The sequence below is a fragment of the Thermosulfuriphilus ammonigenes genome, from assembly GCF_011207455.1.
Lineage (GTDB): Bacteria > Desulfobacterota > Thermodesulfobacteria > Thermodesulfobacteriales > ST65 > Thermosulfuriphilus > Thermosulfuriphilus ammonigenes.
The window spans coordinates 1,084,785-1,108,608 of the sequence record NZ_CP048877.1 but is presented as its reverse complement, the minus strand read 5'-3'; the positions used below and the strand labels follow the sequence as shown (position 1 = coordinate 1,108,608).

The window sequence follows — 23,824 nt, the reverse complement described above, 5'->3', positions numbered from 1 at the left end:
ATCGTAAAAAAGTGATTTGATTGGGCGAGAAGGCTCTTATCGCTTCAAAGACCGGAGGGTTTTTCCGATCAGGATGGAAAAATCTAAATAAGGAGGATGGCTATGGCTATACGGGTTGGTATTAACGGTTTTGGCCGTATCGGGCGTTGTATTTATCGGGCCCACCTTAAATATCCAGAATTTAAAGATGATATCCAGATTGTAGCCGTCAATGATCTCACCGATAATCGCACTCTGGCTCACCTGTTAAAATATGATTCAGTGATGGGAACCCTGCCTCAGGAGGTAAAGGCTACGGAAAACGGTCTCCTTGTTGATGGAGAGGAGGTTCGTATCTTTAACTTTACCGAGCCGGCCAAGATCCCCTGGGCGGAGATGGGGGTAGATTACGTTATTGAGGCCACCGGTCGTTTTACCGACGGCAATCTGGCCCGCGGGCACCTGGATGCTGGGGCCAAGAAGGTGGTTATTACTGCCCCGGCCAAAAATGAAGATATTACTATTGTTATGGGGGTCAATGAAGACGATTACAATCCTCTTGAGCATCATGTAGTTTCCAACGCCTCTTGCACCACTAACTGTTTGGCTCCGGTGGCCAAGGTGATCCTGGATCGCTTTGGCATCAAAAGGGGGTTGGTGACTACAGTTCACGCCTACACCAATGACCAGCGAATCCTTGACTTTCCTCACAAAGACCTGCGGCGGGCCCGGGCGGCGGCGGTGAACATGATTCCCACCAAGACCGGGGCGGCGGCGGCGGTGGGCAAGGTGATCCCTGAACTCCAGGGCAAATTTGATGGTCTGGCTGTCCGGGTGCCCACCCCAGACGTTTCCCTTATTGACCTGGTCTGTGAGGTGGAGCGAGAGGTTACGGTCCCTGAGGTTAATGAGGCCCTTAAGGCCGCCCAGAGCCGCTTTCTGGGCTACACCGAGGAGCCTCTGGTATCCACAGACTTTCTGGGGAACCAGCATTCGGCGGTGGTTGATGGACTTTGCACCCGGGTCATTGAGGGTTACATGGTAAAAGTCATGGCCTGGTACGACAATGAGTGGGGGTATTCCAATCGGGTTCTTGATCTGATTAAATTCATGGATAGCAAAAGGGCCGTCTAGATGAAGAATCCGCCAAATGCCTGCCCTCCAGGGCGCGAGATTCCTCTGGAATCCGACGCCCTGAGGGCCAATCTTCAGGAAACCGCGGTTGAGTCCGTCTGCATCCAGCCCCGGTTTGAAGTCTTAAGAGAGGTGGTGGCTGACTACCAGGGGCTTCGTAAACAGGTAGACCACCTTCTTTTTGAGCTTCATCATCCCTATCGAAACTGGCGTTTGATCCTGCCGGAGCTTAGATCCTTTGCCCTGAAAAACTTCAAGGCTTATGGCCTCCACGAACGAGGGGCCGAGGCCTCGGCCGCCATTGCCGATGTCTTTATTGACCTTATCCTGGAGGCCAAAGAGGAGGATATAAAATCCCAGGCTATTGATGCCCTCTGGGCCTATCTGGAGAAGATTGTCGAGGTCCTTCCTGAGGATAGCTTTCCTGCCTACCTTCCCTTCCTTAACTACATCTTTGGGCGCCTTCAGAGTATCCCTGATGAGACCTTCATCTCCCTTATGCAGAGCTACCATTCCCTTAAAAGGCTGGGGCGAAGCCTGCTCCACAAATTGCCACCAGAGGCTGGTCTGGAGAATCTCGCCCGGCTCATCTATCGGGGGCTGGTCCTTACCTACCACTTCTGGCTTAAGGCCCCTGATCCTTTGGCCTGGTTTTTGTCTCAGTGTCAAAAGACCTGCCTTAAGGAAGATGCCTGTGCTATCTTTCAACCAATCTCACACGAGACTTTACGGCAGTATCTGGCTGTCCTGGAGGCCTTCCCTTATGCCTTAAGCTCAAGGGCTGCCCTGGATAGGCTTCTGGAGTTTCCAGACTTCATCGACCTTATCCGGAGCTACAAAGAGATAGCCCGGAGGCTGGAGGAGCTCTCCCAGGGCCTGGCCGCCGATGACCCTTTACGCAACTGTCACATATTGTTTCTCTTCCACATCTTGGAGCTAAAAGGTCTGGCTCCCATCCACGAGGAGACCCTTAGAGAGGTCAACCGGATCCTGGTCTCCATGGTTCGCCGGGAGCCTCCAGCCCGTCTGGAGGAGTTTATCGTCCGCTCTTTTGAGCTTCTGCGGGACAACGTGGCCGAATACCCTCATACGGCCCTGGAGTGTATCCGGGCCCTGGGGCAGGAGATCTTCGATCGGGCCAGTCCTCACCTGGTGGAGCTTTTTCTGGAACAGGTGGTTCGCTTTGGTTTTCAACCCCCCAATGTCCAGGGAGTGGATGTCGAGTGGCACGTAATCTGTAATCCGGCCCATCTGCTTAATATTCGCATCTGGCTTGATCTTATCGGCCGCAATCCGAAGTGGTGCACCACCCTGCTGTCCGCCCTGATCATTAATCTCAAGTTGGCTGGCACCTGCATTCGAGACACAGATCTTTTTCAGAAAGATATTACCAAGCTCCTCAACAGCGAGATTGAGCCTGTCTACAATCTTGTCAAGCAGTTCTGCCGGATTCTTCCCGTCTATTTTAATGAGATCGGGGCTGAAGGTCTGCTGCGCGATGTCTCCACCGAGCTTGACGAGATTCTTCGGCGCAAGGATCCCCTTATCCACTTTCTGCGTAAGCAGAGTCATGTGGAATCCTCTAATCTGATCCTTGATTTCATTGAGGAGATCTTCCGCTTCTGGCTCACCAGGGAAAAGTCAGGCCTTTCCCGTTATGTTCCCCCGGAGGTTCTGGAACAGATAGAGACTTCCGGGCCTTTTGTGGATGAAGTTCACCTGCTTCTTAAACGCCTTTTTGAAACCTTTGAGCTCCAAAGACCTGAGCAACTTTTGCGTCTCTCAGATGAGGAGCTGGAGTCCTTCCTGGCTGCTCAAAAAGACGTCTCCGAGCAGGAGCGCAGGCGCTTTCAGCTCTTGGTGAAGATGTATCGTCTGGAGAACATCAAATACACTCTGGGGGTAGAGGAGATCTTCTACCATCTGGAGCAGGCCAAATATTGGGGTTTTGAGAACCTGGACCATCTAATTACCATCCTTAAGGATAAGAAGGACGATCCGGCCGCCTGTCTTGACGCCATCCTGGATTATCTATGTTATCTAAAGGGGATCATTCTCTCCCCGGAGAAGTTTGAGGCCCGAGAGGATATCTACCACAAACGCCATATTGCTGCTGATATCCCCTCCATGTATGGTCGCTACCATGAGCGGAAGTTTGATGCCCTGGGGCTTACGTTTCGGCTAGAGAATCTGGCCAACGTTTATTTTGAACGTCTGGTGGATTCCATCGACATTCCTTTTATTACCCGGGCCACCTTTTACAAAATTCTCAAGTGCCTGCGTTTCTTTCAGCGAGCCTTGGAGCTGGAGGGAATCAGTTCCAAAAAGTTTAATACTTATCTCACCCTTCTGGAGAAATCCCTTGAGGTGCGCCGCTTTACCTTTACCCAGTATGTGGACATTGTTCGGGGGCTTTCCGAGGGGGTTAAGGACATTATCAAGGTCTATTACGTCAGCCCCCACCGGGAAAATTTGGGAATAATTATTCGGCAACTCGGACGCGAGAACCTGCTTCCGAAGTACTTGGTTGGGGCCGAGAGGCTATGCGATCGGGAACTTTTCCATCGCCTCTCAGAGCGTTTCTTGAGGGATCTCATTGCCTCGGCCTTCGGGCTTCAATATCTGGATAACTTTGTCAGTCGTATCTATCATACCATTCTTGAGCAGCGGGAAGGCCTCTCGGCCGAGGATCTCGACCTCCTTCTGAGTTATGACCCTGGTCGGGCCATCTGTTTTATCCATCAACCCAACCCTCTAACCGAAGACCTTATTCATCTGGGCAACAAAGGATATAATCTTTATCTCCTGGCCCGGGAGGGAATTCGGGTGCCTCCAGGCTTCATTATTACTACCGAGGTTTTCCGTTGCTATCGGATCATTCAGCTTTCTGTTAAGGCCCACGAAGACTTTATCGCCCAGATAAAAGACGGCATTCACCGGCTGGAGGAGGAAACAGGTCGGACTTTCGGCTCTCCCACTAATCCGCTCCTTCTTTCGGTTCGGAGTGGGGCGGCTATCTCCATGCCCGGGATGATGGCCACTCTTCTCAATGTGGGTAGCAATCCGGAGATCATCGAGGGGCTGGCCGAGAGAACAGGCCAGGTCTGGTTTGCCTGGGATACCTATCGCCGCTTTGTCCAGAGCTGGGGAATGGCTTTTGGTATGGAGCGGGAGATCTTTAACTCCCTCATGCGGACCCATAAGGAGCGCTACCGGGTGGTCAAGAAGAGGGACTTTACGGGAGAGCAGATGAAGGAGCTGGCCCTCCTTTACCGCCGGACAGTTCTTGACTACGGTTTGGAGATCGCTGATGATCCCTGGGAACAACTCCTGGTGGCCATAAGGCTTGTTCTCGGCTCTTGGGACTCTCCCAAGGCCCGGGCCTACCGGCAGATCATGGGGATATCCGATAATTGGGGGACAGCGGTCATCGTCCAGTGTATGACCTTTGGGAATCTTTCCCGGGATTCAGGCACGGGAGTGCTCTTTACGGCTCCGCCCTTTGGTAAGCTCTCCAGGGTTGTTCTTTGGGGCGACTACACTCCCGGCAATCAGGGAGAAGATATTGTTTCCGGTTTGGTGACCACCTATCCTATCTCCATTGAACAGAAAAAGCGGGAAGGACGCTCCGGAGAGCTATCCCTGGAGGAGGCCTTTCCAGAGATTTATCAGGCCCTTTATAAGATGGCCCAGGAGCTTGTCTATCGCAAAAAGTGGAGTCCTCAGGAAATCGAATTTACCTTTGAGGGACCGGAGGCCGAGAAGCTCTTTATCCTCCAGAGCCGGGATATGGTTACCAAGGAAGATCGTGAACGGGTGCCGGTTTTTGTGCCCTCGGAGGCCCTGGAGAAGAGCTTTGTTGCCCGGGGCATCGGGGTAAATGGAGGCGCCCTGTCGGGACTGGCGGCCTTTAGCCTGGAGGATATTAAAGATCTTAGAGAGACCGATCCTGGAGTTCCCATCATTCTTATCCGCTCTGATACAGTTCCTGATGATATTCAGGAGATCTCGCTGGCTGATGGCCTTTTGACCGCTAAGGGCGGGCAGACTTCCCATGCGGCCATTGTCGCTGCCCGGCTGGGTAAAACGTGTGTTGTCGGATGTCAGCCCATGGTCGTCTTTGAGCCAAAAGGATATTGCCGCTTCAACGGCCATACCGTAAAGAAAGGAGACTGGGTCAGCATCGATGGGGTTCGGGGCAGGGTCTATCTCGGCCGACATCCCGTTCAGGAAGAGGTCAAATTTGCCCTTGAATAGAAAGCTCTTTAAGGAGGAGGCAAGATGACGGAGGCGAAGAGTCCACTGAAACTTGGCATCAATGGTCTGGGTAGAATCGGCAAGCTCACCCTCTGGCACCATGTGTCCCGGAAGCACTTCCCGGAGATCGTTGTCAATATCGGTCGCCAAGCTGGTCGGAGTCTGGAGGATATTGCCAACTACATCGAAAAAGACAGCACCTATGGTCGGCTAAACGTTTATCTTTATGGGCACAGGTCTGGCCGGGTTATTGAGAATCTTAATGAGGCAGAGGGAACCATGACCATCGACGGAGTTCCGGTGAGGATACTTCGGGAAAGTCGCAACCCGGCTGAGATCAACTGGCGGAAACATGATGTCCGACTGGTGGTGGATTCTACCGGTCGTTTTACTGACCCTACCAAACCGGCCAGCGAACCCGGGGGGGCCCTCAGGGGGCACCTTGAGGCCGGAGCCGAAAGGGCCATCCTTTCTGCCCCGTTTAAGATAAAAGATAAAGAAAAGACCATTCCAGAGGATGCCGTAACCACGGTTATGGGGATTAACGAAGATGACTTCAACCCCGCCAAACACAAACTGGTCTCTGCGGCCAGCTGCACCACTACCTGCCTGGCCTATATGATTAAACCCCTTATAGACCACTTCGGGGCTGATCGAATACTGACCGCCTCCATGGTTACCGTGCATGCGGCCACCGGGAGTCAGATGGTTCTTGACCGGCTACCGGCGGCCGGGGCTAAAGATCTGCGAAAAAATCGCAGTATTTTTAATAACATCATCCTTACCACTACCGGGGCGGCCAAGGCCCTGGCCTTGGTCATTCCAGAGATGCGGCGCATTGGCTTTATTGCCGAAAGTGTCCGTATCCCCACCTCTACTGGTTCTCTGATTATCCTCACCGTTAATATTCATGATGAGAGTGTGGAGAATCGGGTTACCCGAGAGGTAATAAATGAGATCTACGCCAAGGCCGCCTCAGGCCCCATGAAGGACTATCTGGTTTATACGGAGGAGCAGAATGTCTCGGCCGATATTATCGGCTACCCCAGGGCGGCCGCCATTATCGAGGCCTCCGAGACCCACACCAGAACAGCCACTATTCGGGTGGATATCTCCAAGGCCTGCGGTGAGGCCCCGGAGGAGGCCCTCAAGGCCCTGGCCTGTCCTCTGGTGGAGGTCCCGGTGACTCAGGTGGTTATCTACGGTTGGTATGACAACGAGCTTGGCAGCTATACCAATATGTTGGGGGATCTTACCGTTTACATCGCTGGCAAGATGAGCTGATCAGGAGGGACGGATGAAGTATATCAACGAGCTCCCTATTAAAGGGAAGAGACTTCTTGTTCGAGTGGATTTTAATGTCCCCCTAGATGAAGAGGGCAATATCACTGACGATACTCGGATAAGGGCCGTTTTGCCGACTTTAAATTATGCCCTAGATGAGGGGGCCAGTCTGGTTCTTTGTTCTCATCTGGGCCGGCCCAAGGGCAAAAGGGACGAACGCTACAGTCTCAGACCGGTGGCCAAGAGACTTTCGCGTCTTCTGGCCAAGGAGGTCACCCTGGCCCCAGACTGTGTGGGAGAAGAGGTAAAAAGGCTCTGTGAAGGGCTCTCTCCGGGGGAGATTCTTCTTCTGGAGAACCTTCGCTTTCACGAGGGGGAGACCAAGAATGATCCGGCCTTTGCCCGAGAGCTGGCCTCTCTGGCCGAGGGTTACATTAACGATGCCTTCGCCGTTGCCCACCGGGCCCATGCCTCGGTGGTGGGGGTGACAGAGTACGTTCAACTCTGTGGGGCTGGTTTCCTGATGAAACGGGAGCTGTCTTATTTTCATCGGGCCCTTGAAGAGCCGGCTCGGCCTCTGGTGGCCATTGTCGGTGGAGCCAAGGTCTCCAGCAAGCTGGGAGCCCTAGAAAACCTTCTCCAGAAGGTTGACAAGCTTCTCATCGGGGGGGCCATGGCCAACACTTTTATTAAGAGCCAGGGCTTTGAGGTGGGGCGTTCCAAAGTTGAAGATGACCTTCTTGAGACCGCTTCCCAGCTCATCAGACAGGCCAAAGAGCGGGGGGTTAAGTTCTACCTGCCTGTTGATTGCGTGGTGGCCGAGAAGTTTGATCCCCGGGCGGAGATAAAGATTGTCCCTATCCAGGAAGTTCCGGCCGGCTGGTACATAATGGATATCGGGCCGGCTACAGTACGGCTTTTTACCGAGGCCCTTCACAACGCCCGAACCATTGTCTGGAATGGGCCGATGGGGGTCTTTGAGATGGACGCCTTCTCCCGGGGGACGATGGCCATGGTGCGGGCCCTGGCCTCTTCTTATGCCCTGACCATCGTCGGCGGTGGTGATACCGATGTCGCCGTTCATAAGGCGGGTGAATCAGACAACATCTCCTATATCTCCACGGGCGGGGGGGCCTTTTTGGCCCTCCTTGAGGGAAAGACCCTGCCCGGGGTGGCTGCCCTGGAGTTATGCGATCCTGAGGGAAGGAGGGACTAATGGAGAGGCTTCCCCTTATTGCCGGAAACTGGAAGATGTATAAGACCGTGGCCGAGGCCCTGGACTTGGCCCAGGGGTTGGCCAAAGAATGTCAGGGGCTTGGAGACCGGGAGGTTCTCATTTGCCCACCGTTTACTGCTCTTAAGCCGGTATCAGAGGTGGTCTCAAATACGTCTATCCAGTTGGGAGCCCAGAACTGTTACTATGAGGATCAGGGGGCCTTTACCGGGGAGATCTCTCCTCTGATGCTTAAGGATGTGGGGTGTCGCTACGTTATCCTGGGCCACTCAGAAAGGCGTCATATCTTCGGAGAGACAGATGAGCTGATCAACAAAAAGGTGGCCGCGGTTATAAGGCATGGTTTGAGGCCTATCCTCTGTGTGGGGGAGCGCCTTGAGGAGCGAGAGTCCGGAGAGACCTTTCAGGTAGTAAAGACCCAGATAGACGGAGGTCTGGCTGGCCTTGAGGGCAAAGACCTTAAAGATCTGGTTATCGCTTACGAGCCTGTCTGGGCCATAGGAACAGGCAAGACGGCCACTCCGGACCAGGCCCAGGAAGTCCATGCCTTTATCCGTAACCACCTGGGGGAGCTCTTTGGAGATACCCTTGCCAAGGGGTTGAGAATATTGTATGGAGGCAGCGTTAAACCGGACAACATTGATTCCCTTATGGCCCAGGATGACATCGATGGGGTCCTGGTCGGGGGGGCTTCTCTCAAACTGGAGAGCTTTGTCCGGATTGTCAAGTATCAGGGCTGATGGAGTAAAGTATGCACACCCTTTTGATAGTAATTCATGTTATTGTTTGCCTCTTTTTAATTGCTGTTGTTCTGATGCAGGCCGGTAAGGGAGCCGAGGTGGGGGCTGTCTTTGGCTCCAGTCAGGCCATTTTTGGCGGCTCTGGCCCGGCCACCTTCTTGAATAAGGTCACCACTGTTTTAGTGGTCTTGTTTTTTATTACCTCTCTTTCTCTGACTTATATGGCCGCCAGAGGGGGGAAAGGCTCGGTGGTGGAGAAGTTTTCTCCCCCGCCCCAGACCGAGAAGCACGAGGCCCCCATTCCTCCGGCACCATCTACCCCTGAGGCTAAATAGTTCTACCCTTGAAAGGATGGGCGAAAGCGATTAATATGCTTTTGCTCCCGGTGCCGAGGTGGTGGAATTGGGAGACACGCTGTCTTGAGGGGGCAGTGGGCGTGAGCCCGTGCGGGTTCGAATCCCGCCCTCGGCACCACGGAGAGACTGGTACGCGGGGTGGAGCAGTCCGGTAGCTCGTCGGGCTCATAACCCGAAGGTCGGAGGTTCAAATCCTCCCCCCGCTACCAGTTTTTTTTATTTTTTTCTGCCTGTTGAATTCCCAAAAGTGGCCCTTTCCTGTCGAAAACATCCTGTTTAAGGCAAAGAGAATCAAAATTTATAAAGGCCTTAAGGCCAGAAGGGGGGAAAATCGGAGATTCTAAAATGAACAAAGTCGAAAAGTGGCTTTCTGTTTCCGAATCTATAGAAGAATATTTTCTTAATGAGAAAATTCTTGATACTGCCCGAAATCTTGACCAAAAACTGAAAGACTATGAATTTATTTTTTATATTGAGGGAGAGATAGATGGCAATCGTCTCCTCTTTAATAAAGAAGCTATCATTCCACCTCAGACTATCTCTCCGGATTATGTAATACCTTATTGGATTCCCTCAAACGGTTTTTGGGGAATTGTTCATAAACATCCCGAACCTTTTATTCATTTTAGTGGACTTGATCGGATTTATACAAGTACGTACCCTTTTTCTATCTGCTTTCTTTGGTGCGGAGGCCACCTGGTAGAGGCCATGTATATGGATGATAAGATCGACTTAAAGAACATTAGATATATTAAAGGTGTCTTGGGTAAATCAAAAATTAATGAAGATATTGTTGTCAGAAAACAAGTAGAGTTGCCTTTTCTCTGTGATAAATCTTTAATCTCTCGAGGGCTTTTAACCATTGACCATGATTCATGGAGAATGAAGACAAAAGACTTCTTTTTTATTGATGCTTAGTGGAGGTGGGGTCCATATTTCAAGTTGGTTTTTTATTTTACTTCTTTGACTTTCCAATCTTTGTTGACCCAGAGACCAATAACTTCTTTGTCTGGGTAATAATATTTGATAAATTTGATAGCTTCTTTAATATGGTTAATCTGTTCTTCTTTGGGGGCAGGGTTTCCAGCACAGTCATAATGTCCAACAATTGCTATTGCCTGAGAGCCGTGTTTTTTAACCGAAATGCTTAATCTCTTGAGAATAGATTGAACCGAGTGCAGGTCATCTTTTTGGGCCAAGATGAGATTTGGCCCCGGTTCTGTAATGCTATCTACATATTGCACTTTGAATCTTCGTTTTAGATATTCAATTACTGGTATTTGAGTCCTTCCATCCATACAATTAATTACGGTGCAAAATTTCATATAATCTCAGCCCCTCATTTCAGATAAAGATTTTATATGCGGACTCCGGTAACCCGGTCTCGTCCGGCCATTTTAGACTGATAAAGAGCCTTGTCTGCCAGAGAGATAAGTTGTGATCTGGTAATTTCTATTTGAGTATTTTCATAGGCGGCCAGTCCAATGCTGATAGTCACTCTGATCTCCTGATCAGCAAGGACTATGGGGGTGTTTTTTACCCTTTGACGCAGTCTTTCAGCCACATTTAGGGCTCCGTTCAGGGGAGTTTCGGGGAGAATTATGGAAAACTCCTCGCCTCCGTATCGGGCGGCGTAATCACAGGCCCGGATGGATTCACTGAAGATTTGGGCCAGTCTCTTTAAAACCTCATCACCGTGGAGGTGCCCGTAGGTGTCGTTTATCTTTTTAAAGTGGTCGATGTCGATCATAAGCAGAGAAAGAGGTTTTTTATAACGCCTGGCCCTCTTAATCTCCCTTTCCAGGATTTCCTGAAAGTATCGATGATTATAAAGCCCGGTAAGCCCGTCGCGATAGGCCAGCTCTCGTAGTTTTTTATTGGCCTCAAGAAGCTCTTGGGCCAGCTTCTCCGCCCGTTCTTTGGCCTGTTTGTGGGCCACGAGCAGCTGGGCGTAGGAGATATTTAGTTTGGCCAGCTCTTCGTTGGCCTCCTGGAGAATCTGGGAGTAAGGCTTCATCTTTCCGGGTTCGATCTCAAAGACAGAAAGAATCTCTACCGTCTCCTGTCCTATCTTGTCGATAAAATTTTCTGTTTCGCTTTCTTCAAAGCGGAGTACTTCCTGGAGGATCTTTTTCAGGGTCTGGAGTTTCTGAACATTGCCCGAACCATGATAGACCGAGGAACATAGATCAGCCAGGCAGAGGATCATATTGGCCGTTAGCTTCTTGTTCTTGCAGTAGAGGGAGTAATCGAAGTGGTGTTTGCCTACCAGCTGCCAGATTCCCTCTGGGAGGTTCCATTCCTGAAGGAGCTCTTGTCCCACGGCTTGGTGGTCAAAGCCAAAGACCAGTCTTTCAGCCTCAACTACCGAGAGCCCCTTGGCCCTCTTTTCATCGAAGACTTGCTGGTAGTCCTGAGGGCGGCAGAGATGCATGGTCAGGATGCCCAGATCCATTAGCAGGGCGGCCACAAAGATGTTCTCTGAGGTCAGAGAGATGGTCCGGGCGATCTCCGAGGCGGCTACGGCTGAGGTTACGGCTCGCTTCCAGAAAAGCTCGAAGCTGAAGCCACCGCTGCTCTCCCCGCGAAATTTCTGAACAATGGCGAAGGAAAGAGCCATGTTTTTGAGGGCCTCAAGGCCTATAAGCCCCACGGCTGTGCTCAGGTTGTCCACCTTCTTTTGGAGACCGAAGAAAGAAGAATTGGCAAACCGGAGGATTTTGGCCGTGAGGGCCGGGTCTGAAGAGATTATCCGGGCGATTTCTTCAAAAGAGGGTTCCCCCTTTTTGAAGGTTTCAAGGATCCGGATGGCGATAGCCGGAGGCGATGGTAGTCTAAACTTCTCCTGGGTTAGCCGTGTAAGGACACTCATACTTTTCTTCTTTTTCTTTAAGGAGTCGGCAGAAAAGATTATTTTATTAACTGTCTTGATGCGGTCAGCAAACAAGGGGCCAGATCCGTACTTGGAGGTAAATCTTGTCCAGAAAGCGCTCCTTTCCTGCCTATGGTCTGCTGGCCATCGGGGTTTTGGTGATCGGAGAGATCCTCCTTTTCTCCGGCCAGGCCTTGGTCAGGCAATGGTTCTACCTTATCGCCTGGTGGTCCTATATCTTTGCCATAGATGCCCTGATTTATTACCTGAAGGGAAACTCTCTCTTTAAAAGCCGGCGTCGGGAATTCTTTCTTCTCCTCCCCTGGTCGGTTTTTTTCTGGCTTGTCTTCGAGTGGTTTAACCTCTTCCTTAAAAATTGGCACTATGTGGATATTATTGCCAACCGGCCGCTTCGCTGGATAGGCTATTATCTTTCCTTCGCCACGGTTCTCCCCGGTCTCTTTGAGACCTACGAGCTTCTTTTTACTCTGGGTTTCGGGGCCCGCTCTCGGGTGCCTCCCCTGCGTGCCCCGGAACGGCTTTACTTACCTCTGGTGGCCCTGGGGCTGGTCTGCCTTGTCCTGCCTGTTATTTGGCCCCTTTATTTTTTTCCTCTGGTTTGGGGCGGGTTTATTTTTCTCCTTGAACCCATCAATCACCGATTTGGTGGTGACTCTCTCCTTGAGGACTGGCAGCAGGGGCGGCCCCAACGATTTTATCTTCTTCTGCTGGCCGGTCTGATCTGCGGTTTTTTGTGGGAGTTTTGGAACTTTTGGGCCCAGGCCAAATGGGTATATACGGTGCCTTGGGTGGGAGATCTCAAACTGTTTGAGATGCCTCTGCCTGGTTTTTTGGGTTTCCCTCCCTTTGCGGTAGAGTGTTTTGTGATGTACAACTTTGTCTGTCTCCTAAGAGGGGGAAGATGCTGGCAGGCAGAAAGGGCCTCTTTGTCAGGTGGGGCCCGTCCTGTTCTGGTGATTCTGGCGGTGGCTGTCCACCTTCTTTTTGTTCCTTATATGTTTCTTCAGATAGACCGACACACGGTGATTTCCTTCCTGCCCTGAGCTTTTGATTGACACCGCCTCCCTGGCCACCCTAAGATCCGATCATGATCAGACGGATTATTGTCTATTTTTCAGCACTTATTCTCTTTCTATGTGCCTTCTTTGTTTATACTATCATCTCTTTTGCCGGAAAGATCCTGGATATGACCCTTATCAGTCAGCTGGATCGAGCAGTGGTGGCCATTGCCGAGGATCCCCTCCTGCTTCAACCCCAGATCCTTCCTCGGCTTAAAAGACTCCTTCAAGCGGAAATCTTCGTTTATGATCTCCAGGGGAAGATGCTTTTGGCCACCAATAAGGCCCTGATGGGCCAAGTTCCGACCCAGCTAACCCCTGATTTGCTAGAAAAACTACTTGCTGGTGAGCGAATAATCAGATCGACCGGGGGGCCGCTACGTCAGGCCCTTTCTTTGGTTCGGTTGCCAGGAGGGACGAAGCTGATAATCTCCCTGGTTTCCTCGGAATCCTCTCTAAGCCTGTTTAAGAAACGGCTGGCCATAGGGGTCTTTTATACGGCTCTAAGCGGCTTTCTCTTTGCTCTGGTGGTTTCCTATCACCTCGGCTACTACCTGGGCCGGCCCCTGGAGAGACTTTGTCGGTATGCCCGGCGCATCTCCCAGGGAGAAACAGGCCTTAAGCTTCCAGAGGAGGGCCCCCCAGAGATAAAAGAGCTAGCTCGAACCATAAATGAAATGCTGGTTCGGCTCAGGGAATACCAGCAGAGGCTTCTGGTGGCGGAGCGTCAGAATACAGCCGCTCAAATGGCGGCCAGCTTTGCCCACGAAGTAAAAAACCCCCTTACCAGCCTCAAGCTGGCCGGGGTGATGCTCACAGAAACCCTCCAGGATGAAGAGGCCCGTCGTCGGGCCGAGGTTATTGTTAGAGAATGCCGGCGTATAGAGCGCATTGTTCAGGACATGCTTGAACGGGCTCGCCCCATAAGGCTCCAGCGCCGGCCAACCCCCTTGGCCGGGCTCATTAGAGAGACGGTGGAGGCAATCAGTGAGGCCTATCCGGAAATAGACTTCCGGCTGGACCTTGACTCCTCTGTCAGGAGTGAGGTGGATCCTGACAAGATCCGTCAGGTGCTTTGGAATCTTATTCTCAACGCTGCTGAGGCCATGAAGGGGCGGGGCGGAGTTACGATTTGTTTGCGCGGCGGCCAGAAGGTGGAGATTCTCGTTGAGGATGAAGGGCCTGGGATTCCACCGGAGGTAAGCCGACGGCTCTTTAGCCCTTTCTTTACCACCAAACCTCAGGGCACCGGTCTGGGGTTGGCTATCAGTCGTCAGATTATTGAGGCCCATGGCGGAAAGCTTTTGCTGGAAAACCGAAAGCCTCGCGGGGCCCGGGCCCGGATCATTTTGCCTCTTTAGCCTCGGGCAGCTACCCGGATAATTCCCAGGACCAGTCGGGTGGTGGTTATCAGATCTTCTAACCGTAGATATTCCTTGGTGGTGTGAACCTCGCGCATCCCGGTGCCCAGGATAACCGTAGTTCGACCGTGGGCGTTAAAGATGTTGGCATCGCTTCCGCCACCGGTTTTCTCTAGCTTGAGATCAAGGCCCACATCCTTGGCGGCCTGAAGGGCCAGCTTGATGACAGGATGTTCTTCGGGAACTTTCATCAAGGGGTAGTCTTCTTCCATCTGCCAGGAGTAACTGGGCCGGCCGTCTTGCCCCTGAGGTAGTGTCTGGCAGGCCTTAATTAAAGCAGCCTCCATGGCCTGCCAGGTCTGCTTAAGCTTGGTGCTGTCATGACTTCTGGCCTCGCCCTCAATGGTCACCTCGGGGGGAACAATGTTGGTAGCTACTCCTCCTTGGATGATACCCACGTTGGCGGTGGTCTCTTCATCTATTCGGCCACAGGGCATCTCCAGCAGGGCCTTGGCCGCCAGCTTAATGGCGTTTATCCCCTTCTCAGGGGCCAGCCCGGCATGAGCACTGCGACCCAATATCTGGGCCCGAAATCGAATAGCTTGAGGGGCCCGGTTGATGAGGATATCAATCTCTTCGTTGTCCAGGGCATATCCCATGGGGGCCTCAATGAGTTCCCAGCCCAGGTTTTTGGCCCCCAGAAGACCGATTTCCTCACAAACCGTAAAGACTAATTCCAGAGGAGGATGATCCAGACCCTGCTCCTGGATGACCCGTACGGCCTCAATCAGGGCGGCAATGGCACTTTTGTCGTCAGCCCCCAGGATGGTTCGGCCATCGGTGGAGAAAACTCCGTCCCGGAAGATGACCTTAATCCCCTCTACGGGGCTCACGGTATCCAGGTGGGCGTTGAAGAAGATGGCCTGTCCCCGGCCTCCGGGGATCTTGACCACCATGTTGCCTACCTCGGAGCCGGTTTGGCTTGCGGAGGCGTCAAAAAGAACCCGGGCTCCTAAAGATTCAAAGACCTCCTGAAGATAGGTCGCCAGTCTGCCCTCTTTGCGCGAGGGGCTTTCGATGGTGGCTAAGCGGATAAACTCTCTGGTAAGGCGGTCTATGTTGATCATCTACAGCCTCCTTGCTTAAAAGGATCACTTTAACTGGAGTCGCCGCCAAGTTTCAGTAGCGGATGCGAAAGTCGGAGAACTCCCCTGTATAAGGCTCCTCAATGACTTCAACTCCGGTCACTCGGGCCCCGGGAGATCCCTTGTGGCACCAGCGGATCATCTCCTCTAAGGCCTTCTCCTCACCTTCAAAGATCGCCTCTACCCGGCCATCTGGCAGGTTGCGAACCCAGCCTCGGAGGCCAAGGCGGCGAGCCTCTTCCTGGGTATAGGCCCGAAAGAAAACCCCTTGGACCTTCCCGCTGATAAAGACATGAACCCTCTTTTTAGCCATTGCTATCCTCCTTCTGGAATCTTCTGGAGAAAAGCTCTTTCTACTATCCTGTCTTTTGTCAAGGGGAAAAGAGAGAAGGTCTGATAAAAAGGTCGCCTAAACATCTAAAAGGCTCTATCATTTACCTTTAAGGGCATTTTTTCCATTTGAACATCTTCTCCTATTTTCTGAAGAAGGTTCAGAAAGGAGTCTTCATGCCTGGTAAGTTTATCTGGCGGGTTTTTTGGGGATTTTTTTGTCTTTTCTTCTTTTTGGGGGCCGTTCCTCTTTCGGCCACAGAGGCCTTTTCTTCTCAGAGCCTGGTCTTCCGGGTGACATGGTTTGGCCTTCCGGCGGGCAAGGTCCATCTTAAAGTAGAAAAAAACAGCCGGGAGATAGTGATCACCGCCACCGCTAGATCCTCCAGGCTTCTCTCTACTTTTTACCCGGTGCGGGATCTCTGGCAGTCAATCCTGGCCGGCTCTCCCCCGTATCCTGTGAGGTCTTTTATAGACCAAAACGAGGGAAAATGGTCTCGAAAGAAGGAGTATCTTTTTGACTACCGGGGCGGGGTGGTCCGGGTGCTTAAAAACGGCCGTCTTAAAAAAGAAGTCCGCTTAGAGTTTCCGGCCTTTGATGAGATTAGCGCCTTTGTTTATCTGAGAGACCTTGAGTTTTCTGCCCCTGGCGAGATCAAGTATGTTCCGACCTTTTCCGGCGGGCGTTTTTATCGGGTTCCGGTGGAGTTTTTGGGCTACGAGGAGATAAAGGTCACCGGCGGCTGGAAGAAAGTCCTCCACCTTCGGCCTAAGGTTCCCTTTGAGGGGGTTTTTGGTCGCAAAGGGGATATCCATGTCTGGCTTACAGCCGACTCTCGCCGTCTTCCGGTCAAGGTGACCGGACGCCTGACCATTGGCCATCTTACGGCCTGGCTTGTCAGACCCAGGCCCTAGAGGGGGAGGGCATGATAGTTTATCGTCGCGGCTCCAAGGGAAGGGAGGTCATCAAGATCCAGAGGGCACTCCAGCAGCTTGGTCTTTATCTGGGTCCGATAGACGGAGACTTTGGCGGGGGGACGGAGTCGGCTGTACGACGTTTTCAGCGGGCCCGGGGGCTTTTAGTGGATGGCCGGGTAGGGCCAGAGACCTGGAGGGCCCTGTTTGGGGAAGAGATACCAGAGCCCTCGATCTATAAGGAATCGCTGGCCTATCGCTCTCTGGCCTTAACGGGCCTCTTTGAAACAGGTGAGCTACCTCCGGAGTGTTTTGCTGGGCTAACGGGAGACTTTGACGGCCAGGGGCTTTCCTTTGGAGCCCTACAGTGGAACTTTGGTCAGGGATCACTGCCGCCCCTTATTTTGCGGATGAATGAAAGATATCCGGATCTTTTGGCCGATGTCTTTGGCGAACACTATGGGATCCTTCTCCAGGTTCTCTCTCTCGATCGGGAGGAGCAACTAGCCTGGGCCCGGTCCATCCAGGATTATCGCTTCCGTCTCTATCAGCCCTGGCGCGGATACTTTAAGACTTTGGGGCGGTTGTCGGAGTTTCAGGCCATTCAGGTGGAGACTGCCTCTGAGCTTTTTGCCGCTGCCTCCCGGCTGGCTGCTGATTTTGATCTCTGGTCCGAGAGGGCGGTCGCCCTCATGTTTGACATCAAAGTTCAAAATGGCGGGATCCCCTCGCTGGTGGAGGTTATCATTCGGCAGGACTTTGCCGAGCTGGATAAAGATCTTCCCCCCGAAGCCCTTGAGGTGGAGAAGATGCGGGTGGTGGCCCATCGCCGGGCTGAGGCCTCTCGGCCCCGATGGGTTGAGGACGTTCATCGCCGCAAACTGACCATTGCCGAGGGGCGCGGCGTGGTCCATGGCCTTCCGGTGGATCTAGACCGGGACTTTGGCCTGAAATTGGCCCCGGTGTATCCGGACTGACACCTTAGACCCGGAACTTTCTGGCCTCCTGTTCGAAGTCTTCCGCCAGGTGAACGAGCTTTTTGATGTTTTCTAGGTTCACCAGGGCCGCTGCTACGGCCTCTTTGGCCGCCTGCTGGGCCTCTTGGGCTTCATTTTTGAGGATTCTGGCCCCTTCTTTTTGATCCTCCACCTTGGAAGCGATGTCAGCAATGACGGCCGTCTGCTCCTCTACGGCTGCGGCAATAGTGGAGGAGATGTCGTTTATCTGTCCGATAATATTCAGAATAGATTCGGTAGCCGAGACAGCAGCTTGACTTTCAGACTGCATGGCCCGGATCTTCTCCGTGATCTCTTCTGTGGCCGCTGCCGTCTGGCGGGCCAGCTCCTTGACCTCGCCGGCCACCACGGCAAAGCCCTTGCCCGCCTCCCCGGCCCGGGCGGCCTCAATGGTGGCGTTTAGGGCCAGAAGGTTGGTCTGCTCGGCAATGGAGCTAATGAGTTTGATGATCCCTTCTACGTCTTGAGAGACCTGGCTCAGCCGGCCGATGATCTCTCCGGCATTCTGGGCCTTATCCACAGCCTCATTGGTGATCATGCTGGCCTGGGTGGTGTTCTGGCTGATTTCTTTGATAGCAGAGGAGATCTCGTTGATGGATGCGGCTTCCTCCTCGACGCTCTGGACCACAGTTTCTATCTCTGTAAGCATTCTGTCGGCTCGGGAACTGGCCTTCTCCCCGCCTTTGGCTGCGTTTTCGGAAAAAGTGGCCATCTTTTCGGTCTCTTCTTTGATGGTCTTTGAACCCTGGGCGATGTTCTTGATAAGGGGCCTTAAAGAGAGAATCATCCCGTTTACGGCCTCGGCTACCTGGGAGATTTCATCCCGGCCGGAGACAGAGATGGTCTGGCTGAAATCTCCCTGGGCCACCCGAGACAGCCCCCTGGAGACTTCTTTTATGGGGCCGGTTACGGCTCTGATTACCCAAAATCCGAAGACCACGGCCAAGATAATGGTCATCATGTTGGCCATAAGGCTGGTCTTTTTAAGGAGGAGGAGCTCACCATTTGAGCGAGCCTCAAGGCCTTGGGCCCGCTGGTTATAGAGATCAACCAGCTCGTCTAATTTTTTAAGGACTTTTTTAGAGACAGCGTTGATTTTTTCGTTGTAAAAAGGGACGATTACGTCTTCAAAATCCTCTTCGTCTTCTATCATCTGGGCCATCTTTTGGGCATTGAGGTGCATCTGGGTGTGATACTTTTTGAGAGAGGCCCAGAGTTTTTCTTCTTCGGGGCTCTGAGGATGGACTCGGGCCATGAAGCGCCCCAGGGAACATTTGGTAGGATCATACTCTACCTTGGGAGCAACCTCGTTGAGGAGGGCCGAGAGCACATTTACCTTCCAGCGAATGTGGCCGGCCTTTATGTAGATAAGCTCCTGAACATCTTTTTGGGCCTTGCTTGATTCCTCCTGATACTGGAAGACCTTGCCTTCTAGGTGGAGCAGGAGCAACAGGTTGGCCAGATTGATGATGACAACCACCAAGAACCCCAGGGCAATCTTCTGCCAGATCTTCACCCTTTAACCTCCGGAATAGTTTTTTCTCTAAGATATTCGGTTGGGGGAGTCTTTTACTTTAATTAAGATCCTAAAATTTAGAATGCTCTGTCTCTTTGAGGAGACGTTGGCGGACTTCCTCCTGAAGATGGGAGAGGGCCTCGGTGAGGCGCACAGGGTAGGTGGGGAAGGGGGGGGAGAGGGCCTTTAGGCCTTCCGGCAGCTGGGAAAGCTCCTGTTGGAACCGCGCCCTTGAGGTGGCCAGATCTTCAAAGAAAATACGCTTTCCGTCTTTCATTACCGGGACAAGGAGAGGGGTGGCCTCGGGGATGGCCTCTTCTCGAAGGCCGATGAGGTCTTCTATCATCTGGCCGTCTTCTACCTTTCTGAAGACCTGTTTGTCTCCGGCCAAGGTGGCCTTCCCCACAGACAGCTTGGCCACCGGGCGACGTCCATAGCGGACGAGTTTATAGGCCGAATCCAGATAGGGGGCGTCAGCAGAGACTCCCATTTTGGTTCCTACTCCGAAGGCATCTATAGGGGCTCCTTGATCAAGGAGATCCCGGATGGCGAACTCATCAAGGCCACCGCTGACAAAGATCTTCACGTAATTAAGCCCTGCCTCGTTCAGGATTCGGCGGACCTCCTTGGCCAAAGAGGCGATGTCTCCGGAGTCAAGCCTTACCCCAAGCATTCGATAGCCCTTGGCAGCCAGTTCTTTGGCTACGGCCACCGCCTTTTGGGCCGCGGCCAGGGTGTCATAGGTGTCGATCAGAAGGACCGTTTTTTCGGGAAAAAGGCGGGCAAAGGATCGAAAGGCGTCTATTTCCCTGGGGAAGCTCTCAATAAAAGAATGGGCCATGGTTCCCACTACCGGAAGGCCGAAGAGCTTTCCGGCCAGGACGTTGCTAGTAGCAGCGAATCCGGCCAGGTAACTGGCCCGGGCCACCTTAAGGCTGGCGTCGGCCCCTTGAGTTCTTCGGGCGGCAAAATCTACTAGAGTCTTATCAGGGGCGGCCAGAAGACAACGGGCCGCCTTGGTGGCTACCATGGTCTGGATATTAAAGATGTTCAGGAGATAGGTCTCCACCAGCTGGGCCTCAATAATGGGGGCGGTAATCTCGATGATTGGCTCGTTGGCAAAAAATATGCTTCCCTCAGGGAGGGCCGCGGCCTGGCCGGTAAAACGTAGGCCCTCAAGAAACTGAAGAAACTTGCTCTTAAAGAGCCCCAGTCTTTCCAGGTAGGCCAGGTCTTCTTGACGAAAGTGAAACGATTCCAGGTACCTTAGGGCCTCATCCAGACCGGCGGCTACCAGAAAGGCCCGATTCTGAGGGAGACGACGGACAAACAGAGAAAAGGTGGCCTCTTCGGCCATTCCCTCCTCAAAGTAGCAGGCGGCCATGGTCAGCTGATAAAGATCTGTCAGCAGAGCAGAGAACTCCATGGTCAGATTACCCTGGCCCGGTAGATGCGCTCCATTCGTTTAAGGGCGAATTCATGGGCTTCCTGGTCAAAGTCGGCCACCCCGTCTCGATAGACCACCACAGGGTAGTCACGGTTGCGGGCGTCTCCCACGGTGTCCATGACGCAGATATTGGTGCAAACTCCCACAAAGTGAAGTTCTTGGGCCTTAAGACGCTCAAGTTCTTTCTCCAGGGGTGTCCGAAAAAAGCCGGAGAATCTGGTCTTTTCGATGATGATATCTCCCGGGGCCGGAGCCAGTTCAGGGATGATCTCTCCTCCCCAGCTACCCCGCACACAGTGAGGGGGAAAGGCCTCAAATTCTCGGTCATCGGGGCTGTGGCTATCACGAAGATAGATAATCGGCTGGCCCTGCTGTCTAAATTCCGCAATCTTTTGGGCCACGAAGGGGATGATCCTCCGGGCCGCCGGACCACAAAAGAGAGCCCCCCTTTCATCGACAAAGTCATTGAGCATGTCCACGACAATCAACACCCTCATGGGCAACCCCTCCGGGTTTTTTTAAAGGTTCCACCTACCCAAAAAAGACCTTTCAGGCAAGGTCTTATTGCTAGCTGGCTAATAAAATTAACTTTAAGTTAAGGTCCCGATTCTCTCTTTGATGGTGGCCAGTTGTCTTTTTAGAAGAGACTCCCACTGGCCTGTCTCGCTCAGGATCTGGCTGTAGACCTTCTCCAGGAGGTCTTCCTCCAGAAAGAATATGTCTGATACCTCTTTGTCTGAGATGTTTGGGGGATCAAGGAGGGCAAACAACTTCTGCCACTTAAGCGATGTGCGAGAGAGAAGATCTTCTAGTTGAAGCTTGACCAGGATAAAGCGGGTGTAGTTTTTGGTTACGGCAAAGACCTCGTCAAGCAGATAAAAGACCCCGGCCAGCCCTACCAGGAAGTAGCCTAGATGGGGCTGTTGCCATTTGTTTGGTAGTAAGGAAGACCAATAAGGGAAGAGGACCCCGCTTGCCCCGATTGAGATGATCAGGCCCCTGAGAAGGCAAGATAGTCTGTGATTTCGTTGATACTGGCGGCTATAATATCTTATGTGGTCAAGGACGAGCTCAGTTACCTGTCGATGAAGTTTCTGGAGGCTTTTGGCTCGTGAGGGTGGTTCCCAGTTAAGGCTGGAGATCTCCTCAAGGAAATGCCTGATTTTTTCTCCAGACTGGTTCATGTCTTCTACGACCCCCTTCAGAAAGTTTAAGAGTCTTTAGAAAAAAGGCCATCCTCTGGACACGGGCTAAAAAAGTTCAAACCTTTCCTAAGACTCAAAAAGGACAGGAGGTTTGGGCAGCTTATGGTTATCCTTCAGGATATCCTTATCATTCTCGGTTTTGCCCTGGCAACGAGTCTTCTGGCCCATCGACTTCGGGTGCCTAACCTTGTGGGATTCATCATTGCCGGAATGTTTATAGGTCCTTTTGGCCTCCGGCTCATTCCCAACACTCACGAAATCGAACTTCTGGCCGAATTGGGCATCGTCCTGCTACTTTTTAGTATTGGGCTGGAGTTTTCTCCGGCCCACTTTCGCCGTCTGCGGCGGGTGGTTCTTCTCGGGGGCACGGCCCAAATCCTCCTGACTATAGTTCTGGCCGGAGGTCTTTACTGGCTCCTGGTGGCCCCCGAACTTGGAAGGTCGATTTTTTTGGGTTCTTTTGTGGCTCTAAGTAGCACGGCCATTGTTCTAACTATCCTTCAGCAAAAGGGTCTCATAGAAAGTCCCCAGGGGCAGGTCTCCCTGGGTCTTCTTCTTTTCCAGGATTTGGCCATTGTCCCCCTTGTTCTCCTGGTTCCCTTTCTGGCCGGACAGGTTGAGGCCGATCCCCGCTCCGTGGGAATCATCTTCCTTAAAAGCCTTCTCTTGTTTGCCTTGCTCTACACCTTGGGGCGCTGGGGAGTCCCCCGATTCATGGAACTGGTGGTTCGAACAAGAAGCCGGGAGCTTTTTGTCCTGGCGGTTCTCACCTTTTGTCTGGCAGTGGCCTGGGGTACCTACAAGGCCGGTTTTTCTCTCTCTTTAGGGGCCTTTCTGGCCGGGTTTATTTTGGCTCGTTCCGAATACAGTTATCAGGCCATAGCCAATATCCTGCCTTTCAAGGATTTCTTGAGCTGTTTTTTCTTTATTTCTATCGGGATGCTCTTTGATCCCCTGTTTGTCTGGCGTCATCCGGTTCCCATTCTGGGGCTGGCCCTTTTATCCTTTGCCCTTAAGACAGCCGTTATTTTTGGGGTGGTAAGGTTACTGAGGTATTCTCTGCGGATCTGCTTTTTGGTGGCCCTCAGCCTCTTTCAAATAGGAGAGTTTTCCTTTCTCCTGGCTCAGGAGGCCCTGAAGATAGAGCTTATCAGCCGCCAGGAGTATCAATTCCTCCTGGCAGTGTCCATCATCACTATGCTGGTCACTCCTGTGCTGATCGCTCTGGCGGAAAGGTGGCAGTATCTTTTTCTGCCCGGGCGAAGGCCCTCGTCTTCAGAATCTATCCGGGACCGGCTGGTCATCATTGGCTTTGGAATTATCGGTCGGGCCCTAAGGGATGCCGCCAGGCGGATGGAGATTCCCTATTCCATAGTGGAGATGAATCCGGAGACGGTAAAAAGGGAAAAGAAGGCCGGGGAACCTATCATCTTTGGGGATGCCACTTATGAATACATTCTTCTTGAGGCCGGAGTTGATCAGGCCAAAGTCCTGGCGGTGACTATCCCTGACTCTCAGGCCGTGCGTCGGGTGGTTTCTCTGGCCAGGTCACTGAATCCTAACCTTTATATTATTGTTCGCACTCGGTATGTAGCCAAGATTGCTCCTCTTTTAAGGCTGGGGGCCGATGAGGTCATTCCTGAAGAATTGGTAGTGGCCCTGGAGATCTTTGTCCGGAGTCTCAGGGTCTATCTTCTGCCAGAAGAAAGGATTGACGGGCTTCTCAAGGAGCTTCGGGAGGCCCACTACAGCCGTCTTTGCCCCTCCGGACGCCGCCAACAGGAAGAACGCCCTTGATTAATCACTCAATTATCTATCTGTAGCATTAAGTGTTATTTACATATTGTATAATAACATTATAGCAACAAATAGATTAAAATTAAATTTTAGTGTTTAGGGAAACGATTTTTTATAAATAGACAATTACTTAAAAGTTGGTTATTTATAGCATCCT

The 23,824-nt window shown here is 52.3% G+C and carries 20 protein-coding genes and 2 tRNA genes; 14 read left to right on the top strand and 8 right to left on the bottom strand.

Annotation, left to right across the window (positions count from 1 at the left end; all coding sequences use genetic code 11):
* Positions 1-102 precede the first annotated feature (102 nt).
* The 9 genes from gap to G4V39_RS05390 all read left to right on the top strand — a co-directional run bounded on the left by gap (position 103) and on the right by G4V39_RS05390 (position 9,902).
* Positions 103-1,113 (top strand): type I glyceraldehyde-3-phosphate dehydrogenase, encoded by a 1,011-nt coding sequence (gene gap, locus G4V39_RS05430; RefSeq protein ID WP_166031961.1) that lies wholly within the window; start codon positions 103-105, stop codon positions 1,111-1,113.
* On the top strand, positions 1,114-5,370 hold the full coding sequence (locus G4V39_RS05425) for a PEP/pyruvate-binding domain-containing protein (protein ID WP_166031960.1): 4,257 nt from the start codon (positions 1,114-1,116) through the stop codon (positions 5,368-5,370).
* Between the two features lie 24 nt (positions 5,371-5,394).
* Entirely contained in the window at positions 5,395-6,654 is a 1,260-nt protein-coding gene (locus G4V39_RS05420; RefSeq protein WP_246169769.1) for a type I glyceraldehyde-3-phosphate dehydrogenase, read from the top strand.
* 13 nt (positions 6,655-6,667) lie between these two features.
* Entirely contained in the window at positions 6,668-7,870 is a 1,203-nt protein-coding gene (locus G4V39_RS05415; RefSeq protein ID WP_166031959.1) for a phosphoglycerate kinase, read from the top strand.
* Positions 7,870-8,628, top strand: a complete 759-nt coding sequence (tpiA, locus tag G4V39_RS05410; RefSeq protein WP_166031958.1) for a triose-phosphate isomerase — start codon at positions 7,870-7,872, stop codon at positions 8,626-8,628. Before G4V39_RS05415 ends, tpiA begins: the two co-directional genes overlap by 1 nt.
* A gap of 11 nt (positions 8,629-8,639) precedes the next feature.
* A complete protein-coding gene (gene secG / locus G4V39_RS05405; RefSeq protein WP_166031957.1) occupies positions 8,640-8,963 on the top strand; it encodes a preprotein translocase subunit SecG in 324 nt (107 codons plus the stop codon).
* Positions 8,964-9,015: 52 nt separating this feature from the next.
* Positions 9,016-9,102: transfer RNA gene (locus G4V39_RS05400), tRNA-Leu, on the top strand.
* 14 nt (positions 9,103-9,116) lie between these two features.
* Positions 9,117-9,193 (top strand) — tRNA-Met (locus G4V39_RS05395).
* Positions 9,194-9,329: 136 nt separating this feature from the next.
* Positions 9,330-9,902, top strand: coding sequence for a hypothetical protein (locus G4V39_RS05390; protein WP_166031956.1), 573 nt, complete (start codon positions 9,330-9,332; stop codon positions 9,900-9,902).
* 32 nt (positions 9,903-9,934) lie between these two features.
* On the opposite strand, the gene G4V39_RS05385 is transcribed toward G4V39_RS05390, so the two are convergent.
* Positions 9,935-10,309 (bottom strand): carbonic anhydrase, encoded by a 375-nt coding sequence (locus G4V39_RS05385; RefSeq protein ID WP_166031955.1) that lies wholly within the window; start codon positions 10,307-10,309, stop codon positions 9,935-9,937.
* A gap of 32 nt (positions 10,310-10,341) precedes the next feature.
* Positions 10,342-11,856: a sensor domain-containing diguanylate cyclase gene (locus tag G4V39_RS05380; protein WP_166031954.1), complete on the bottom strand. Its 1,515-nt coding sequence runs from the start codon at positions 11,854-11,856 to the stop codon at positions 10,342-10,344.
* A 104-nt stretch (positions 11,857-11,960) separates the two neighbouring features.
* On the opposite strand from G4V39_RS05380, the gene G4V39_RS05375 reads away from it, so the two are divergent.
* Positions 11,961-12,920, top strand: coding sequence for a hypothetical protein (locus G4V39_RS05375; protein WP_166031953.1), 960 nt, complete (start codon positions 11,961-11,963; stop codon positions 12,918-12,920).
* 44 nt (positions 12,921-12,964) lie between these two features.
* Positions 12,965-14,296, top strand: coding sequence for a sensor histidine kinase (locus G4V39_RS05370; protein WP_166031952.1), 1,332 nt, complete (start codon positions 12,965-12,967; stop codon positions 14,294-14,296).
* On the opposite strand, the gene G4V39_RS05365 is transcribed toward G4V39_RS05370, so the two are convergent.
* Together G4V39_RS05365 and G4V39_RS05360 are read right to left on the bottom strand one after the other, a co-directional pair.
* Positions 14,293-15,423: a M20/M25/M40 family metallo-hydrolase gene (locus tag G4V39_RS05365; protein WP_166031951.1), complete on the bottom strand. Its 1,131-nt coding sequence runs from the start codon at positions 15,421-15,423 to the stop codon at positions 14,293-14,295. The genes G4V39_RS05370 and G4V39_RS05365 overlap by 4 nt on opposite strands.
* Positions 15,424-15,475: 52 nt before the next feature.
* Complete coding sequence (locus G4V39_RS05360; RefSeq protein WP_166031950.1) at positions 15,476-15,754, bottom strand: acylphosphatase; 279 nt, start codon at positions 15,752-15,754, stop codon at positions 15,476-15,478.
* Positions 15,755-15,948: 194 nt separating this feature from the next.
* Between G4V39_RS05360 and G4V39_RS05355 the strand changes: the two genes are divergently transcribed.
* Complete coding sequence (locus G4V39_RS05355) at positions 15,949-16,686, top strand: DUF3108 domain-containing protein (protein ID WP_166031949.1); 738 nt, start codon at positions 15,949-15,951, stop codon at positions 16,684-16,686.
* Positions 16,687-16,697: 11 nt separating this feature from the next.
* Positions 16,698-17,663: a peptidoglycan-binding domain-containing protein gene (locus tag G4V39_RS05350; RefSeq protein ID WP_166031948.1), complete on the top strand. Its 966-nt coding sequence runs from the start codon at positions 16,698-16,700 to the stop codon at positions 17,661-17,663.
* Positions 17,664-17,667: 4 nt separating this feature from the next.
* Here the strand turns inward: G4V39_RS05350 and G4V39_RS05345 are convergent, their stop codons facing one another.
* From G4V39_RS05345 to G4V39_RS05330, 4 genes are all read right to left on the bottom strand, one after another.
* On the bottom strand, positions 17,668-19,218 hold the full coding sequence (locus G4V39_RS05345) for a methyl-accepting chemotaxis protein (protein ID WP_166031947.1): 1,551 nt from the start codon (positions 19,216-19,218) through the stop codon (positions 17,668-17,670).
* Between the two features lie 70 nt (positions 19,219-19,288).
* Positions 19,289-20,644, bottom strand: a complete 1,356-nt coding sequence (locus G4V39_RS05340; protein WP_166031946.1) for a nicotinate phosphoribosyltransferase — start codon at positions 20,642-20,644, stop codon at positions 19,289-19,291.
* Positions 20,645-20,646: 2 nt separating this feature from the next.
* Positions 20,647-21,162 carry a cysteine hydrolase family protein gene (locus tag G4V39_RS05335; protein WP_166031945.1) on the bottom strand — a complete coding sequence of 172 codons (516 nt, stop codon included), beginning with the start codon at positions 21,160-21,162 and terminating at the stop codon, positions 20,647-20,649.
* A gap of 93 nt (positions 21,163-21,255) precedes the next feature.
* On the bottom strand, positions 21,256-21,849 hold the full coding sequence (locus G4V39_RS05330) for an SLATT domain-containing protein (protein WP_166031944.1): 594 nt from the start codon (positions 21,847-21,849) through the stop codon (positions 21,256-21,258).
* Positions 21,850-21,972: 123 nt separating this feature from the next.
* On the opposite strand from G4V39_RS05330, the gene G4V39_RS05325 reads away from it, so the two are divergent.
* Complete coding sequence (locus tag G4V39_RS05325) at positions 21,973-23,667, top strand: cation:proton antiporter (protein ID WP_166031943.1); 1,695 nt, start codon at positions 21,973-21,975, stop codon at positions 23,665-23,667.
* Positions 23,668-23,824: the final 157 nt, after the last annotated feature.